Genomic DNA, 17,079 nt, shown 5'->3' with positions numbered 1-17,079 from the left:
TACTGCAAGGCGACCGGCATTACGACTACGACGCCTTCGGAAACCTCATACGCGAACGCCGTGGCCGCGCGCAGCAGTTAGTCACCGAATACCGCTACGACTGCCAGCACCGCCTGATCGGCGTGACGCAACCGGACGGCAGCCAGGCCAGTTATCGCTATGACCCATTTGGGCGGCGCATCAACAAAACCGTGGCGGGCAAAACCACTGAGTTTTTCTGGCAAGGCGACAACGTCATCGCCGAGCACACGGCGGGGCAGCATCGCAGCTATCTCTACGAGCCGGATAGCTTCAGGCCGCTGGCCTTGCTGGAAGGCTTTGGTCCGGCCAATACCCAGGCGTACCACTACCAGCTGGACCACCTGGGTACACCGCAGGAACTGACGAATACGGACGGCAAAATCGTCTGGTCAGCCCATTACCAAGCCTACGGAAAAATCACCCGGCTGGACGAGAGCACCGTCGATAACCCGCTGCGTTTTCAGGGGCAATATTTCGACCGGGAGAGCGGGCTGCACTACAACCGGCATCGCTACTACAATCCGGATAACGGACGCTACCTGACGCCCGACCCGGTGAAGTTGGCGGGTGGGGTGAACGGGTATTTGTATGCGCCTAACCCTACGGGGTGGGTGGATCCGTTGGGGTTGAATGCGTGTCCGGGTGGGGATGGCTGCAAGTCGAAGGGAAGTAGCGCCGACTCCCCCCACAATGCAGCAATAGATGAGGGTTTACCCTCACTGCCTCTAATTCACGAAGTTGATGCCCGAACTCTGAATCGTACGCACAGTATTGAGGGAAAACGGTCAACCAAACGAGTTGAGGAGATTTCTAGTAACATGCGAAGCAATGGCTACAACAAAAACACCCCTATTGACGTAATCGAATATAACGAGCAGCGTTATATTATTGATGGGCACCATCGGGCGTCTGCAGCAAGGCGAACACATACACTTGTCACCATAAGACTGATTGACAATATAGAAAACCACCACGCCTCATTTAGCAGCATAAATGACGTAGTGAACTCTTCAAAAACCGCTGGACCAGATAGGCTAGAAAGGTCAAGAAAATGAAAACTCAGACGCTAGAAGACCTAATCAGCGAATACTTAGAGGAAGTTGAAAAGGCAACCAACTTACTTGAATTATCTTTTGGTACAAAAAATATCCTAGGACTGTGGCGTTCAAAAAAAATCCCGCAGCGCGGAAAGCTCAGCGATGACGCAACGTACGAACTACATGGAATCGGCTGCAGGGTTTACATATCCGAGAAATGTATTGACTTCGATTACGGCCCCGAAGGCCGAGTTGATGGCTTCGACTCATGGAGACTTTACATTTACGCATGCGAAGTCCCAAAAAAATACAAAAAATACACTAACAAGACGACGATCGAGCGAGAGTTCAGCGAGTACGTAGAAAAAGGAAAAGCAAAGAAAATTCAGGGTTCAACTTCCAACTTATTTTTCCAGAAACCTTGATAAAAACCGGAACAAAAGGAACGAACCTATTTAATCACGAGTAAATTTAGTAATAGGCCCACCATTGCCCACTATGAATCAACACCAAAACGCGCTGGGCGGCGGCAAACACTTGCGACCATTGCTCCCGCAGGGCGCTAAATAGATCCGTTCCTTTAACCAACTACCGGAAGGGTTATATTTCGCAGCCCGGTTAAACTCTAGACGCACAGCGTCCCCCATAAGATAGCGGGCGCTTTTTTATGCTTGATGTTATGGCGGCTGTGCGCGGGATACCTTCGGGTATGCCGGGTCCCTAGAGTCCCGGTCTGCGAACCTGCGTACAGCTGCCACCCGGTATCGTTTCGCAGCGATGGATAGTAGCTCCAACCTCTAGGAGCTTTACCATGATCAAACACAGCCCAAGCCCGCCATCAGACTCAACCTCGCTTCACGCAGCGGCTCACCGCTGAACCCTCCTACTGAAACAAAGCGGTCTGCTGAAGGCCATGGCATCTTGATCGTGCGCAAAGGAACAGATCCAAAGACGTTGTTGATCAACGCTTCGGAGGACCTTGCGTCGGCTCAACCACCACGTCGCTCCCATTAGCCGCCAACGTGCAGGCGCTAAAGTGATACCGTCTTGATTCCACTTGATAAAAAAGGAGTTTTACCACCCATGAGGATCAAATGTTCCGTCTTTATCGCAGCAAGCATTGACGGTTTTATTGCCCGACCAGATGGGGATATTGAGTGGCTGCACCGACCGGAATATGAAAGTTCGGGCTTGAATGGCATCACTTATGAAAGCTTCATCGCAACAGTCGACGGGTTGGTCATGGGGCGCAAGACCCTGGAAAAAGTACTGTCCTTTCCAGAGTGGCCCTATGAGGGCACGCCGGTCATAGCGCTTTCCCACAAGACCTTAGAGATTCCTGCGCACCTACAGGGCAAGGTGGAGGTGTTGGCAGCCGATGTGAGCACGCTCGTCGACCAACTGGCCGAGCGCGGCATGAAACATCTTTATATCGACGGCGGCCAGACCATCCAGGCATTTCTTGAAGCAGGCCTGCTCAGTGAGTTGATCATCACCCGCATTCCGATTCTGCTGGGCCAGGGGGTTCCCTTGTTCAGTCACGTCGGTCGTGAATGTGAGCTTCGCCACATCGCTACCTGTACCTCGGACAATGGCTTTGTCCAGAGCCGGTATGCCATCGAGCAGCGTTGACTCGCAACACCGCCACAAACAAAAACGCCCCGAACCAGTCGGGGCGTTTTTATTCATGCAGGCATCAGCCGTCAGTCAGCCAAGCGCCAGGTCGTCCCGCCCTTGCCGTCTTCCAATACCACGCCCATGGCGGTGAGTTGGTCGCGGATGCGGTCGGATTCTGCCCAGTCCTTGTTGGCACGGGCATTCAGGCGGGCCTGGATCAAGGCGTCGACTTCGGCGGCGTCCACACGCCCTTCGGCGCCGGCTTGCAGGAAGTCGTCCGCTTCCATTTGCAACACGCCCAGCACGCTGGCCAGTTCCTTGAGGCGTGCCGCCAGGCCGGCCGCTGCGGCGAGATCGCTCTCGCGCAGGCGGTTGATCTCGCGGACCATCTCGAACAGTACGGCGCAGGCTTCGGGGGTGCCGAAGTCGTCGTTCATCACGGTAGTGAAGCGTTCAACAAACGCCTCGCCACCGGCCGGCGCCACAACCGGCAGGCCTTTCAACGCGTGGTAGAACCGCTCCAGGGCGCCCTTGGCGTCCTTGAGGTTGTCTTCCGAGTAGTTGATGGCACTGCGGTAATGGCTCGATACCAGCAGATAACGCACAACCTCCGGGTGGTACTTTTCCAGCACGTCGCGGATGGTGAAGAAGTTGTTCAAGGACTTGGACATCTTCTCGCCATTGATGCGAATCATGCCGCAATGCATCCACGCGTTGGCGTAGGTCTTGCCGGTGGCCGCTTCGCTTTGGGCGATTTCGTTTTCGTGGTGCGGGAACTCAAGATCGCTGCCGCCGCCATGAATGTCGAACGTCTCGCCCAGGCAGCAGGTGGACATCACCGAGCATTCGATGTGCCAGCCCGGACGCCCGGCGCCCCAGGGTGATTCCCAGCTCGGCTCGCCGGGCTTGGTGCCTTTCCACAGCACGAAGTCCAGCGGGTCTTGCTTGGCTTCGTCGACTTCGATGCGGGCGCCGATGCGCAGGTCTTCGATTTTCTTGCGCGACAGCTTGCCGTAGCCCATGAACTTGGCGACGCGGTAGTACACGTCGCCATTGCCCGGGGCGTAGGCGTAGCCCTTGTCGATCAAGGTCTGGATCATCGCGTGCATGCCCGGGATATGGTCCGTGGCGCGCGGCTCCATGTCTGGTTTGAGGATATTGAGGCGCGCCTCGTCCTCGTGCATGGCGGCGATCATGCGCTCGGTCAGCGCGTCGAACGACTCGCCGTTTTCATTGGCGCGATTGATGATCTTGTCGTCGATGTCGGTGATGTTGCGCACGTACGTCAAGTCGTAGCCGCTGAAACGCAACCAGCGGGTCACTAGGTCGAAAGCAACCATGCTGCGGCCGTGGCCGATGTGGCAGTAGTCGTACACGGTCATGCCGCACACGTACATGCGCACCTTGTTGCCGTCCAGCGGCTTGAAGACTTCTTTGGTCTTGCTGAGCGTGTTGTAGATCGTTAGCACGATGTTTCCCTTAAGACTTGATCACTGGCCCCACGAATCACGCAAGGTCACGGTACGGTTGAATACCGGCTGACCAGGTTTCGAGTCCTTGATATCCGCGCAGAAGTAGCCTTCGCGCTCGAACTGGAAACGGTCTTCCGGCTGTGCGTCGCCCAAAGACGGTTCGGCACGACAACCCGTAAGTACTTGCAGGGAGTCAGGGTTGATGTTGTCCAGGAAGCTGGCGCTGTCTTCGGCCTTCTCGGGATTAGGCGAGCGGAACAGGCGATCGTACAGGCGCACTTCGCACTCGACGCTGGCCGCGGCCGGCACCCAGTGCACCACGCCTTTGACCTTGCGGCCTTCAGGGTTCTTGCCCAGGGTTTCAGGATCGTAGGAGCAACGCAGTTCGACGATGTTGCCATCGGCGTCCTTGATGGCTTCGTCGGCACGGATCACGTAGCTGCCACGCAGGCGCACTTCGCCGTTCGGCTCCAGGCGCTTGTAGCCCTTGGGCGGCTCTTCCATGAAGTCATCGCGGTCGATGTAGATTTCACGGGCGAACGGCAGCTTGCGCACGCCCAGTTCTTCTTTTTGCGGGTGACGCGGCAGTTCGAGCTGCTCGACCTGGTCTTGCGGGTAGTTGGTGATCACGACTTTCAACGGACGCAGCACGCACATGGCGCGTGGGGCGTTCGCGTCGAGGTCCTGACGGATGCTGAACTCGAGCATGCCGTAGTCAACCACGCCGTCGGAGCGGTTGGTGCCGACCATGTCGCAGAAATTGCGGATCGACGCCGGGGTGTAGCCACGACGGCGGAAGCCCGACAGCGTCGACATGCGTGGGTCGTCCCAGCCATGTACGTGCTTCTCATCGACCAACTGCTTGAGCTTGCGCTTGCTGGTGATGGTGTAGTTCAGGTTCAGGCGGCTGAATTCGTACTGACGCGGGTGCGCCGGCACCGGCAGGCTGTCGAGGAACCATTCGTACAGCGGGCGATGGCTTTCGAACTCCAGGGTGCAGATGGAGTGGGTAATGCCTTCGATGGCGTCCGACTGACCGTGGGTGAAGTCATAGTTGGGGTAGATGCACCACTTGTCACCGGTCTGGTGGTGATGGGCGTGGCGGATGCGGTACATGATCGGGTCGCGCAGGTTCATGTTCGGCGAGGCCATGTCGATCTTGGCCCGCAATACACGGGCGCCATCCGGGAACTCGCCGTCGCGCATGCGGGTGAACCAGTCCAGGTTCTCTTCTACCGAACGGTCGCGGAACGGGCTGTTCTTGCCCGGCTCGGTCAAGGTGCCACGGTATTCCTTGGCCTGCTCAGGCGTCAGGTCGTCGACGTAGGCCTTGCCAGCCTTGATCAGTTCCACGGCCCAGTCGAACAACTGGTCGAAATACTTGGAGGCGTAGCGCACTTCACCGGACCATTCGAAGCCCAGCCACTTGATGTCGCTTTCGATGGCGTCGATGTATTCCTGGTCTTCCTTGGCCGGGTTGGTGTCGTCGAAACGCAGGTGCGTTACGCCACCGAACTCCTGGGCCAGGCCGAAGTTCACACAGATCGACTTGGCGTGGCCGATGTGCAGGTAACCGTTGGGCTCTGGTGGGAAACGGGTGACGATCTGCGTGTGCTTGCCCGAATCCAGGTCCGCCTGGATGATCGGGCGCAGGAAATTGACCGGGACGGCAGGTCCGGCCTTGGAATTCGAGGTAGGGTCGACAGTGGGCTTGCTCATAGGATCCTTGAACAGACAGGTACGTGGCCGGGTCGGGCCAGACAAACAAAGGGCTTATCATAGCCGATGCCGTCAAGCACCTGACAGGGCATGGCCAAAAACTGCTGCATTTATTGCATGGGCGGTAAAAAACCACCTCGAAATTCCTGACAGGCACGCTAAACTGCGCGCCTTGGCCGCAGTTTAGCCAACCCGGTAAGGTGCCCAGGCGTCCGAACCCACGAATTCCCTGAAAAGAGTAATGAACATGACTCAAGTCAAACTGACCACCAACCACGGTGACATCGTCATCGAGCTGAACGCCGAGAAAGCGCCGATCACCGTCGCCAACTTCATCGAGTACGTTAACGCCGGCCACTACGAAAACACCGTTTTCCACCGTGTCATCGGCAACTTCATGGTCCAGGGCGGCGGTTTCGAGCCTGGCATGAAAGAAAAGAAAGACAAGCGTCCAAGCATCCAGAACGAAGCGGACAACGGTCTTTCCAACGACAAGTACACCGTCGCCATGGCCCGTACCATGGAGCCGCATTCGGCCTCCGCGCAGTTTTTCATCAACGTGGCTGACAACGGCTTCCTCAACCACAGCGCCAAGACCGTACAGGGTTGGGGCTACGCGGTATTCGGTAAAGTCACCGAAGGCACCGACGTCGTGGACAAGATCAAGGGTGTTTCCACCACTACGAAAAGCGGTCACCAGGACGTACCAGCAGAAGACGTGATCATCGAGAAAGCCGAGATCGTTGCGTGATACTGCTGATTTCAGACTTGCATCTGGAAGAGGAGCGCCCGGACATTACCCGGGCGTTTCTGGATTTACTCCACGGCCGCGCCCGTGGCGCGCAAGCGTTATACATCCTGGGGGACTTTTTCGAAGCCTGGATTGGTGACGATGGCATGACCCCGTTCCAGCGTTCGATTTGCGCGGCTCTACGTGAGCTGAGCGACAGTGGCACCCAAGTATTCCTGATGCACGGCAACCGGGATTTCCTGATCGGCAAGGCGTTCTGCAAAGCCGCAGGCGCAACGTTGCTCAAGGACCCTACCGTCGTGCAGCTGTATGGCGAGCCCGTGCTGTTGATGCACGGCGACAGCCTGTGTACCCGCGACCTCGGCTATATGAAGCTACGGCGCATCCTGCGTAATCCCATCGTGCTGTTTATCCTGCGCCACCTGCCCTTGCGCACCCGCCATAAACTGGCGCACAAGCTGCGCAGCGAAAGCCGTGCCCAGGTACGCATGAAGGCCAACGATATTGTCGATGTAACGCCCGAGGAAGTGCCACGGGTGATGCAAGCCTTCGGCGTGCGCACCCTGGTCCACGGCCACACCCACCGCCCGGCCATTCACAAGTTGCAGATTGGCGAGCAGGCGGCCAAGCGCATTGTGCTGGGGGATTGGGACAAGCAGGGTTGGGCGTTGCAGGTGGATGAGCAAGGGTTTCAACTGGCGGCGTTTGACTTCATCAATCCGCAGTTGGCGTTGCCTGGCGCCTGACTTGCAAAAAACACGAAGCAAATGTGGGAGCGGGCTTGCTCGCGATAGCGGCGTGTCAGTCGACAATTTAGGTGACTGACACACCGCTATCGCGAGCAAGCCCGCTCCCACATTTTTAACCGCGAACACGTCAAGATCAGTGCCCTGATGCCGCCGGCCCCGCCTTCGCAGTAAACGGCGGCTTGGCCAGCCACACCAGCAGGATCAAGCCCATGAACATCCACCCCAGCAGCGTGAAGTAATCCACGGTGGACATCATGTACGCCTGGCTGGTGAGGATCTGGTCCAGTTGCGCGTAGGCCTTGTGCCCCGCACCGCCCAGGGTGTTCAGCGCATCGCGGGTAGCCGAGTCGTACACGCTCATACTCTCGCTCATATAGGCATGGTGCTGGTCCGCGCGGCGAATCCAGATCCAGGTGGTGAGCGATGCCGCAAAGCTGCCGCCCAGGGTCCGCAGGAAGGTCGCCAGGCCTGCGCCGTCGGCGATCTGGTGCGGCGGCAGGTCGGACATCAGGATGCTCAAGGTCGGCATAAAGAACAGCGCCACGCCGATACCCATGAACAGCTGCACCAGGGCGATATGCTGGAAGTCCACTTCATTGGTGAAGCCGGCGCGCATAAAGCAGCTCAGGCCGATCGCCAGGAACGCCAGGCCGGCCAGCAGCCGCAAGTCGAACTTGTGCGCGTACTTGCCGACAAAGGGCGACATCAGCACCGGCAGAATGCCGATCGGCGCCACCGCCAGCCCGGCCCAGGTCGCGGTGTAGCCCATCTGCGTCTGCAGCCATTGCGGCAGGATCAGGTTGATACCAAAGAACCCGGCGTAGCCCAGCACCAAGACGATGGTGCCGATGCGGAAGTTGCGATGGGCAAACAGGCGCAGGTTGACCACCGGATGCTTGTCGGTCATTTCCCAGATCACAAACACCGCCAGGGCGATCACCGAAATGGCCGCGCCGATGATGATGAAATTGGATTCGAACCAGTCCAGGTCATTGCCCTTGTCGAGGATGATCTGCAAGGCACCGACCCCGACGATCAAGCTCAGCAGCCCGACATAGTCCATCGGCTGATGACTGGTGACCACCGGGCGTTTCTTGAGCTGCGCACGCACCACCATCACCGCAAATATCCCGATGGGCACGTTGATAAAGAAGATCCACGGCCAGCTGTAGCTGTCGGTAATCCAGCCGCCGAGAATAGGCCCGGCAATGGGCGCGACCACCGTGACCATCGCCAGCAACGCCAAGGCCATGCCGCGCCTGGCGGGGGGATAGACCGCAATCAGCAAGGTTTGGGTCATTGGATACAACGGGCCCGCCACCAAGCCTTGCAGCACGCGAAAGCCGATCAACTCGGGCATCGAGGTGGAGACACCACACAGGAACGAGGCCAGCACAAACAGGACGGTCGCCCACAAAAACAGCTTCACCTCACCAAAGCGCCGGCTCAACCAGCCGGTCAATGGCAGCGCAATGGCATTGCTTACGGCAAAAGAGGTGATGACCCAGGTGCCCTGCTCCGAACTCACGCCCAGGTTGCCGGAAATGGTCGGCAACGCCACGTTGGCGATAGTGGTGTCGAGCACCTGCATAAAGGTCGCCAGGGACAGGCCAATGGTGGCCATCAGCAAGCTGGGTGGCGTAAACGAGGCGTTATTGCTCATCAGCGTTGTGCTGCCTTGGGCGCGGCCACGCTGTTGTCATGGATCAACTGCGTGATCATCGCGTCGGCCTCGGCCAACTGGCGGTCATACACGGTGGTGGTGAACGAGGCTTTTTGCGGCGGTTGTTGCGCCAGTACCGGGCCACTCTGGTCGTGCAGGTTGACTTCCACCTGGGTCGACAAGCCCACCCGCAACGGGTGCTGGGCCAACTCCTGGGCATTGATATGGATGCGCACCGGTACCCGCTGCACGATCTTGATCCAGTTGCCGGTGGCGTTCTGGGCCGGCAGCAAGGCAAAGGCGCTGCCGGTACCGGCGCCTAGGCTGTCGACGGTGCCGCTGTACTTCACGTCGCTGCCGTAGAGATCGGCCTCGATATCCACCGGCTGGCCAATGCGCATCTGGCGCAGTTGGGTTTCCTTGAAGTTGGCGTCGATCCACAGTTGGTCCAGGGGAATCACCGCCATCAACGCGGTACCCGGCTCGACCCGCTGGCCCAGTTGCACGGTGCGCTTGGCGACGTAGCCGGTGACCGGTGCGATCAGGGTGCTGCGCGCATTGGTCAGGTAGGCCTGGCGCAGTTGCGCGGCAGCGGCCTGCACATCCGGGTGGGACGAAATCACCGTGTCATCCACCAACGCAGTGGAGGTATTGAGTTGCTGTTGCAGGTTGGCCAGTGAGTTGCTCGCCGCGCTCAGGGCATCGCGGGCGTGGGACAGTTCTTCCAGGGAAATCGCGCCGCCCTGGGCGAGGATTCTGCGGCGGTTGAAGTTGTCCTGGGCGGTTTGCACCTGGGCTTTTTGCGCCTGTACCTGGGCTTTCATGCCATCCACATTGCTGTACAAGCCACGCACCTGGCGTACCGTGCGCGCCAGGTTGGCCTGGGCACTTTGCAGGCCGACGGCGGCGTCGTTGGGGTCGAAGTTGATCAGCACCTGGCCTTCGTGGACCAGGTCGCCATCGTCGGCGCCAATGCTGACCACGGTACCGGTGACCAGCGGGGTGATTTCCACCACGTTGCCGTTCACGTACGCATCGTCGGTACTTTCGCTCCAACGGCCATACAGCTCGTGCCAGCCCCACACGCCCAGGACGCAAAGGACGACGATCAGCGCCAGGCCCAGCAACATGATTTTGCGTTTGCGCGGGTTGCCGTCGTTGGGTTGGGAGTGTGCGGTGTTGTTTGCTTGGGCAGTAGCCATGACAAGTACCTTGCGTTATTCAGCGCGCGTGACTGGCGTGTTCATTGAGTCCCGACCCGCTGCAACGTGATGGGATCACCCGCAGCGATCAGGATTTTCTTCAGGATGTGCTCCAGGGTCTGCAACTCCCCCGGTTCGAGTGCGCCAGCCAACTGGTTCAGGGCCTGGGCGCCGATCTGCGGCAGCATGTCCGCCAGGCGCTGGCCTTCTGCGGTCAGCACCAGTTGCACCTGGCGCCGGTCCTGCTCGGAGCGCTTGCGCGCCAGCAGGTCTTTTTGCTCCAGGCGGTCGAGCATGCGAGTCATCGAGCCACTGTCCAGGGACAGGTTGCGGCACAGCTCCGCCGGGGTATCGACGCCGAACTGGGCCATGATGATCAACACCTTGAACTGCGCGGCGGTGATGCCGTGGGGTTCCATATGGGTGTCGATGATGCGGTCTTTGAGAATCGCGGCGCGCCCCAGCAACAGCCCGAGATGGCAGTTATGGAAGTTTTCCGGGGTGAAGTGTTCCATCGGGAGTCACCTTATTACTGCCTAGGCAGTGAATGTGTGACGAAATATTACTGCCTAGGCAGCGAATGTCAAATGAATAGTTAGGTTGCTTGGTAATCAGGCGCTGAATGCACCCCAAAAAAATGGTGGGAGCTGGCAAGCCAGCTCCCACCATTTGATGTGCCTTTAACCCTCAGAAATCCCGCTTGTAGAAGATATCCAATGAACTGGCCACGCCGCTGGCCACTTCCAGGTACACCCTCTTGCTCAACAGGTAACGCAAGGCAATGGTGCTGGCCGGTTCGAACACCCCGACCCCGTAACGCAGGCTGAGTTTCTCGGTGATCTTGCCGCTGGCCACCACTGCCGTGTTGGTGCCACTGCCCTGGGTGTCCAGCTCAAAGTCCTGGATCCCCAGGTTCTTGGCAATGTCCGAGGTCACGCCGGCACTGCCCATCAAGCCCAGGCCCAGTGCCGCTTGCGCCAGCATATTGTTGTCTTCGCCGGTGGTGCTCAACGGACGGCCCAGCACCAGGTAGGACAGCGCCTGCTCCTGGCTCATTGCCGGCTCCGAGAAGATCTGCGTGGTCGGCTGCTCGGCACTGCCACTCAGGCGGATACCGGCGATCACGTCGTTGGTCTTGCGGATGGCTTCGATGTCCAGGTATGGCTGGTCCAGCGGCCCGGCGAACAGCAGGCGCGCACGCCGCACATCCAGCCTCTGGCCATAGGCGCGGTAGCGCCCGTCGTTGAGCCACAGCTCGCCACGGGTGTCCAGGTTATCGCCGATATGCACCTGGCCCTGGACCTTGGCAGTCAGGCCGAAACCGGCAAAGTTGAGCTGGTCCTCGCCCACGACCACGTTGATGTCCATGGCGATGGCCATCGGCGGCTTGCCCTCTTCCGTCTGGCTGCCGACGATCACCGTGTCATCCGAGACCTTGACCGTCGATGGCGGCAGTTCGCGCACAGTGATATCACCGCGCGGGATGTGCACATTGCCGGCAATCGCCAACTTGTCGTCCTTGAGCGTGATCTTCAAGTCAGGCGCCACTTCCAGTTCGGCGTAGGGCTCGACCGTGACCGGCAGTTGCGAGCCTTGCAGGCTGAGGTCAACGGCCAGCGCCCGGCCCCAGTCGATCTGCCCCTTGAGGCTGCCCTGCCCGGCCTTGCCACTGCGCCAGCCGCCGTTGAGCTGCACGCTTTCGCCGGCGATCAGGGCCTGCACGTTCAGGCCTTCAAGGCTGATGGGCAGTTCGGGTCCGGAAATCTCGCCGGCGATCAGGTTGACGTTGCCGTTGACCTGCGGCGCCAACAAGCCGCCGGAGATGCGCCCGCTGCCATTGAGCTTGCCATTGAGTTTTTCCACCATCGGCACAAACGGCCGCGCTACCGCCAGGTCCAGGCCGGTAAGGCTGAAGTTGCCGGAGATCGGCTTGTTTTTCGCCAGCGGGTTGATCTGCGCCTGCAGCAGCAACTCGCCGAGCTTGCCACCGCGGAAATTCAGCTGGGTATCAATGCGCGTGGGGTTAAGCGTGGTGTCCAGTTTGAGGGTGTCGTAGGGGAAGTCCAGCCACTGGTCCTTGTCTTTGACCCGCAACGTGCCGCCACTGGCATCCACCGCGATCAGGCCTTTAGGGCCGCTGGCCGGCAGGTCGAGCTGGATATCGGCGTTGAGCTTGCCTTGCCAGGCGAAATCCTTGGGCAGCCACTGCGCCAGGCTGTCGATGGGGAACTGCTTGAGGTGATAACGCAGCTTGGGATCGGGCATCAGTCGCTGGTCTTCGCCACACAGGCTGGCGGGCCCGGAGACCCAGCAATGGGCAGCGAAGGTCAGCTTGCCGTCGGCCATGCGCTCGATTTTCGCCGGGGCCTGCAGCTTCCAGTCCTGGCCCCCGGCCTGCACCTCGCCACTGGCCAGGCGCCCGCGCCAGTTACCCTTGTCGAGCGTGCCGTCCAGGGCCAGGGCCAGTTTGACCAGGGGGCCCATGAGGTCCAGTTGGACTTTCTGGTTTTTGATGTCGCCCTGGGCGCTGGCGGTCAAAGTACCGAGCTGGGTATCACCGGCCTGGATGCCGGTGCCCTTGAGGTCGATCTTCGCCCGTTGTGCGTTATCAAGCGTGGCGTCCAGGGTGAGGGCTTGCAGGCGGTTGTCTTCAAACACCAGTTGCTGGCCCTTGAGGTCGAGCTTGCCCTGGGGCGCCTTTAGAGTACCGGCCACATCGAGTCGACCGTTGACCTGCCCACGCAGCTGCGGCCACAGCTGGGCCAGGCGTGCGAGCTTGATGTCGATCTGCCCGGCCAGGCGCTGTTGCAGGCTGCCGCTGCCATTGATGCGGTTGTCACCCAGGCGGATATCCAGGTTGGCCAGGGTCCACTGCTCGCCCGCGCCTTCGGCCTTGGCGGCCAGCACCGCCGTTTGGCCGCGCAAGCGGCCCTTGAGGTCAAGGTCGGCGTTGAGCTTGAGTTGTTCGTTCTTGAACTCGCCCTTGCTGCGCAGCGGCCCGGCCAGGGTACCGGGCAATTCTGCGACCCAGTACGCCGGGTTCAACGCCGACAGGTCCAGCGCCGTATCCCAGGCGATGCCCTCGGCAAATTGCAGGTTCAAGTGCCCTTCGGCCTTGCCCTGGCCAGCGGTCAATTTCAGCTCGGGCAGGAACACTTGCTTGAGGTCGCCACTGAACGGCGTGACCAGGCTGAATTTGCCGGCCGGGCCATCGAGGTCGGCCTTGAGATTGCCCAGGTAGTTGCCGTCCTTATAGGACACTTCACCGTTGAAGGTGCGTAGCACCACTTGCGGCTCGTCAATCAGCGGATACAGGCGATGCCAGGGGAAGTCCAGCCAGTCGATTTTTGCGTCTGCGCTGAAGCCCTGCTGCCAATCCAGTTGGGCGCTGAGCTTGAGGCTTTGCTTGTCCCCGGCATTCAGGTCCAGGCCGGCGAGCTGCGCGCCCTTGGCATCGACCCGGCCTTGCAGCAACAGGTCAACCGGGCCCTTTTCTGCGGGTAATACAGCCTTGCCCAGCAACTGATAGCCCTTGCCCAGGTCGCCCTTGGCAGTCAGGTCCAGTTGGTTGAGCTGCAAGGTATCCGGCAAGTCGGCGGCAGGTTTGAAGCCATCGGCGGTGATGCGCAACTGTGCTGGCAGGTTCTCGACCAGGGGTTGCAGCTCGCCGCTAAGTTTGGCCGGCAGGTAGCCCGTGCTGTCGGCGTCGAGCTTGAGGGTCTTGAGCAGATCACCGGTCACGTTCAGCGCCACCGTCCACGGCGCGCCGCCCGGGGCATAGGGCAGGCTCAGGTTGCCAGTCGCGGTCAACGGCCAATCGCCCGCGGGGTGCAGCATACCGCTGAGATCCAGCACCAGGTCGTCGCGTTGCAGATGTACCGCGTCGATCTGCATGCCCTCGGCGGTCCAGTGCGCGGCCAGTTGCAGGCCCTTGAGTTCTTCGCTGCCGTTGAACAGCAGGCTGCCGACGCGCACGTCGCCCAGTTCGATCGCCACGGGCAGGTTCAAGTCCGGCAGGGTAATCGGGCCGCTGCTGTCTTCGGTGCTGGGTGGCAATTGCAGGCTGACCTGCTCCACGTCCAGTTGCCGGATGCACAGGGTCATGCGCAGCAGGCACGCCGGCGACCAGTCGAATTTAGGGGCATTGAGCTCTACGCGGCTGCTGTCTTGTTGCCACAGCACCTGGTCGGCGCTCCATTGCCCACCCAAACGGCCCTGGAAGTTTTCCACGCTCAACCCCGGGACTTGGCCGAGGGCCCAGCGACTGCCGACTTGCGTACCCAGTACGCTCCACACCGCCAGCGGCAACAAGGCAACGACCGCTGCCACACTCAGACCCGCTATTTTCAAACCACGCTTCACAGCTCAGGCCCCATGGAAAAGTGCAAACGAATGCCGCCCGGATCTTCCAGGGCATGGGCCAGGTCAAGACGAATCGGGCCGACCGGAGACACCCAGCGCACGCCGACGCCGACCCCGGTTTTCAGGCTTGGCAACTCAAGGGTGTTAAAGGAGTTGCCCTGGTCGACAAAGGTCGCGATCCGCCATTTTTCGGCGATGGAGTATTGATACTCGGCGCTCAAGGCCACCATGTAGCGGCCACCGATGCGGTCGCCCTTGTTGTTTTCCGGGGACAGGGTCTGGTACTCGTAGCCACGCACACTTTGGTCGCCACCGGCAAAGAAACGCAGGGACGGCGGCACCGACTTGTAGCCGTTGGTGGCGCTGCCGCCAAACTGCGCGCGGCCGAGGAAACGGTGCTTGTCCCACACGGTGGTCAAGCCCTTGATCATCGCAGTGCCGTACAGCAGGTTGGTATCAGAGCCCAGCCCTTCCTTGGCCACTTTGGTATCGAACTGCAGGCGATAGCCATTATGCGGGTCGATGCGGTTATCGCTGCGCAGGTAGGAATAGCTGATACCGGGCATCAGCAAATTGCTCAAGCCGGAGTCGTCCCCCAGGCGATATTCTTCGCGCTGCCATTTGAGCGAGATCACCCGTGTCCAGCCGCTGGGCAATTTGCTGTGCCATTCCGGGCCGAGGGTGAGCAGCTTGCTGAGGGTGTCGGTATTGGCCAGCTCTTCATTCTGATAGCCGCCGGCAAAACGCAGCTTGTCGGTGAGCGGCGGATCAAGGGGAATGTCGTACCACAGGCCGACGTTCTGCCGGGGCGCCGACAACTCGGCCTCCCAGCCATAGCTGTGCCCCTGGGGGTTGACCCAGTGCCGTGTCCAGTTGGCCTTGCCACGCGGGCCGACGTCAGTGGAAAAACCCAGGCCCAGGCCCATGGTCCGCGGTTTACGGGTTTCCAGTTGGACCGCCACCGGGATCACATCATTGGCCGCCGCTGCCGGGGCGGCATCCACGCGCACGCCCTCGAAATAGCCGCTCGATTGCAGGGCCTGGTTCAGTTCGGCGATCAGTTCGGAATCGTAGGGCGCGCCACTCTTGAACGGCACCATGCGTTGCAAAAGCTCTTCATCAAAGGGGGTATCGCCGGCAAAGTTGACCTTGCCGAGGGTGTAGCGCGGGCCGCTGTCGTAGACCAGTTCGATATCGGCCACGCCCGCCTGGGGGTCGACGGACAGTGTCTGACGAGTGAAGCGGCCACTGAAATAGCCGAAGCGCGAGGCCTGGTTCTGGATCAGGCGCTTGGCGTCTTCGTAATGGCCATGGTTGAGTACGGCGCCGGACTTGAGGTCTTTGCTGTCGGGCACACGGAAGGATTTGAGCTCGGCCGCCGGGCCGTCGACGCGAATCGTGACATTGCGTAAATGCACCGGTTCGCCGGGGTCGATACTGAGGATCAGGCGCGGATTCTTGCCGGGCTTTACCTCACTGGCAATCTGCGGCTGATAAAAGCCCAGTGCCTGGGCGGCCTTGCGCGCCTGCTCCTCGGCACCGCGACTGAAGCGCTGCAAGGCCTCTTCGTCACGCTCGCCAACCCCGCCGATATAGCCTTCGATATTGGCCTTCAGCGCATCGTTTGAAGGCTTGACCCGCACGTCCAGTTCGCTTTGTGCCAAGGCGCCGCAGCTTGTGAACAGCAGGATCAAGCCGCTGGTAATTTTATTTGGAAACTTCATAGGCGCGGATGCTACACGAGCTGAGGAGCACCTTAGAACCTGGAATTGTCTGAATAATTCTGGGTTAAGGCGTTGCAGGTTGTAACACCTGGGGATTCGGGTGAAAAAACACATGCTCCAGAATGGGTCCTACAGCCACCTCTGCCACTTCGGCATAGCCCTGGCGTTTGTAGAACTCCAGGTACAGCGGATTGCCGGTATCCAGCACCACCCCTTGTGAATGCGGGTCTTCGGCGCACCAGTTATGCACGGCTTCCAGCAGTTGTTCGCCGTAATGCTTGCCCTGGAATTGCGGGTGGACCCCCAGCAGCGGCAGCACATGCACCGACTCCGATGGCAGGCACGCCAGCACCGCCTGATGGTATTCGAGGTAGCGCCGGGTGCACCTGAAACCGGTGCTCAGCCACATGCGCAATTGCCAGGCCCAGCTTTCCGTGATGCCCAGGCGCCGTTGCGGCGGGGCAATCAGGGCGATGCCGATCAGGCGGTCATTGACCAACAGGCCGATGGCCGGCAGTTCCTGGAGAAAGTGTTGCTTGACCAGCTCGCGCACCGTCGCGCGGACCCGCTGCTCGTACCCTGAGCGTTCAGCTTCGAACAGGTAGGCAAAGGTCGGCTCATGCCGATAGGCGTGGTACAGCAGCGAGCGCGCTTCGCGGGAATAGCCGCTATCGAGCAGGTGCACCTGGGCAACGGCGGTCGAGGTGTCGGGCATCAGTCGTATCTCCCCTGGGCGCCACTCAAAAAGGTCGCGCTCTTATT

13 protein-coding genes are annotated in these 17,079 nt (G+C 60.1%); 5 read left to right on the top strand and 8 right to left on the bottom strand.

The window, feature by feature from the left end:
- From HBO24_RS25925 to HBO24_RS25915, 3 genes are all read left to right on the top strand, one after another.
- Window positions 1-1,076 (top strand): RHS repeat-associated core domain-containing protein (locus HBO24_RS25925; protein ID WP_170060599.1); only part of this gene is annotated, 1,076 nt, incomplete at its 5' end.
- Window positions 1,073-1,483, top strand: a complete 411-nt coding sequence (locus HBO24_RS25920; RefSeq protein WP_170060598.1) for a hypothetical protein — start codon at window positions 1,073-1,075, stop codon at window positions 1,481-1,483. The genes HBO24_RS25925 and HBO24_RS25920, both read left to right, overlap by 4 nt.
- 658 nt (window positions 1,484-2,141) lie before the next feature.
- Window positions 2,142-2,690: a dihydrofolate reductase family protein gene (locus tag HBO24_RS25915; protein ID WP_169961080.1), complete on the top strand. Its 549-nt coding sequence runs from the start codon at window positions 2,142-2,144 to the stop codon at window positions 2,688-2,690.
- Between the two features lie 71 nt (window positions 2,691-2,761).
- On the opposite strand, the gene cysS is transcribed toward HBO24_RS25915, so the two are convergent.
- Window positions 2,762-4,144, bottom strand: coding sequence for a cysteine--tRNA ligase (gene cysS / locus HBO24_RS25910; protein ID WP_057441584.1), 1,383 nt, complete (start codon window positions 4,142-4,144; stop codon window positions 2,762-2,764).
- A 21-nt stretch (window positions 4,145-4,165) separates the two neighbouring features.
- Window positions 4,166-5,866 (bottom strand): glutamine--tRNA ligase/YqeY domain fusion protein, encoded by a 1,701-nt coding sequence (locus tag HBO24_RS25905; protein WP_170060597.1) that lies wholly within the window; start codon window positions 5,864-5,866, stop codon window positions 4,166-4,168.
- 247 nt (window positions 5,867-6,113) lie between these two features.
- On the opposite strand from HBO24_RS25905, the gene HBO24_RS25900 reads away from it, so the two are divergent.
- The gene (locus HBO24_RS25900; RefSeq protein WP_057441582.1) at window positions 6,114-6,617 is read left to right on the top strand and encodes a peptidylprolyl isomerase; all 504 of its coding nucleotides are present in this window, start codon (window positions 6,114-6,116) and stop codon (window positions 6,615-6,617) included.
- Window positions 6,614-7,363, top strand: coding sequence for a UDP-2,3-diacylglucosamine diphosphatase (gene lpxH / locus HBO24_RS25895; protein WP_057441581.1), 750 nt, complete (start codon window positions 6,614-6,616; stop codon window positions 7,361-7,363). The genes HBO24_RS25900 and lpxH overlap by 4 nt, the downstream gene beginning before the upstream one ends.
- A 136-nt stretch (window positions 7,364-7,499) precedes the next feature.
- Here the strand turns inward: lpxH and HBO24_RS25890 are convergent, their stop codons facing one another.
- From HBO24_RS25890 to HBO24_RS25865, 6 genes are all read right to left on the bottom strand, one after another.
- Window positions 7,500-9,029: a DHA2 family efflux MFS transporter permease subunit gene (locus HBO24_RS25890; RefSeq protein WP_057441580.1), complete on the bottom strand. Its 1,530-nt coding sequence runs from the start codon at window positions 9,027-9,029 to the stop codon at window positions 7,500-7,502.
- Window positions 9,029-10,231 (bottom strand): HlyD family efflux transporter periplasmic adaptor subunit, encoded by a 1,203-nt coding sequence (locus HBO24_RS25885; RefSeq protein WP_115128488.1) that lies wholly within the window; start codon window positions 10,229-10,231, stop codon window positions 9,029-9,031. The genes HBO24_RS25890 and HBO24_RS25885 overlap by 1 nt, the downstream gene beginning before the upstream one ends.
- Window positions 10,232-10,272: 41 nt before the next feature.
- On the bottom strand, window positions 10,273-10,746 hold the full coding sequence (locus HBO24_RS25880; protein ID WP_057441577.1) for a MarR family transcriptional regulator: 474 nt from the start codon (window positions 10,744-10,746) through the stop codon (window positions 10,273-10,275).
- A gap of 172 nt (window positions 10,747-10,918) precedes the next feature.
- Window positions 10,919-14,593, bottom strand: coding sequence for a translocation/assembly module TamB domain-containing protein (locus tag HBO24_RS25875; RefSeq protein WP_120733489.1), 3,675 nt, complete (start codon window positions 14,591-14,593; stop codon window positions 10,919-10,921).
- Window positions 14,590-16,317, bottom strand: coding sequence for an autotransporter assembly complex family protein (locus HBO24_RS25870; protein ID WP_057441574.1), 1,728 nt, complete (start codon window positions 16,315-16,317; stop codon window positions 14,590-14,592). Before HBO24_RS25870 ends, HBO24_RS25875 begins: the two co-directional genes overlap by 4 nt.
- Before the next feature lie 64 nt (window positions 16,318-16,381).
- Window positions 16,382-17,032, bottom strand: a complete 651-nt coding sequence (locus HBO24_RS25865) for a GNAT family N-acetyltransferase (RefSeq protein ID WP_057441572.1) — start codon at window positions 17,030-17,032, stop codon at window positions 16,382-16,384.
- Window positions 17,033-17,079 lie beyond the last annotated feature (47 nt).

Source organism: Pseudomonas sp. WS 5410 (assembly GCF_012985645.1).
Taxonomy (GTDB): domain Bacteria; phylum Pseudomonadota; class Gammaproteobacteria; order Pseudomonadales; family Pseudomonadaceae; genus Aquipseudomonas; species Aquipseudomonas shahriarae.
Note: the sequence above shows the minus strand (reverse complement) of the source record. Positions and strands in the feature narration are given on the sequence as shown.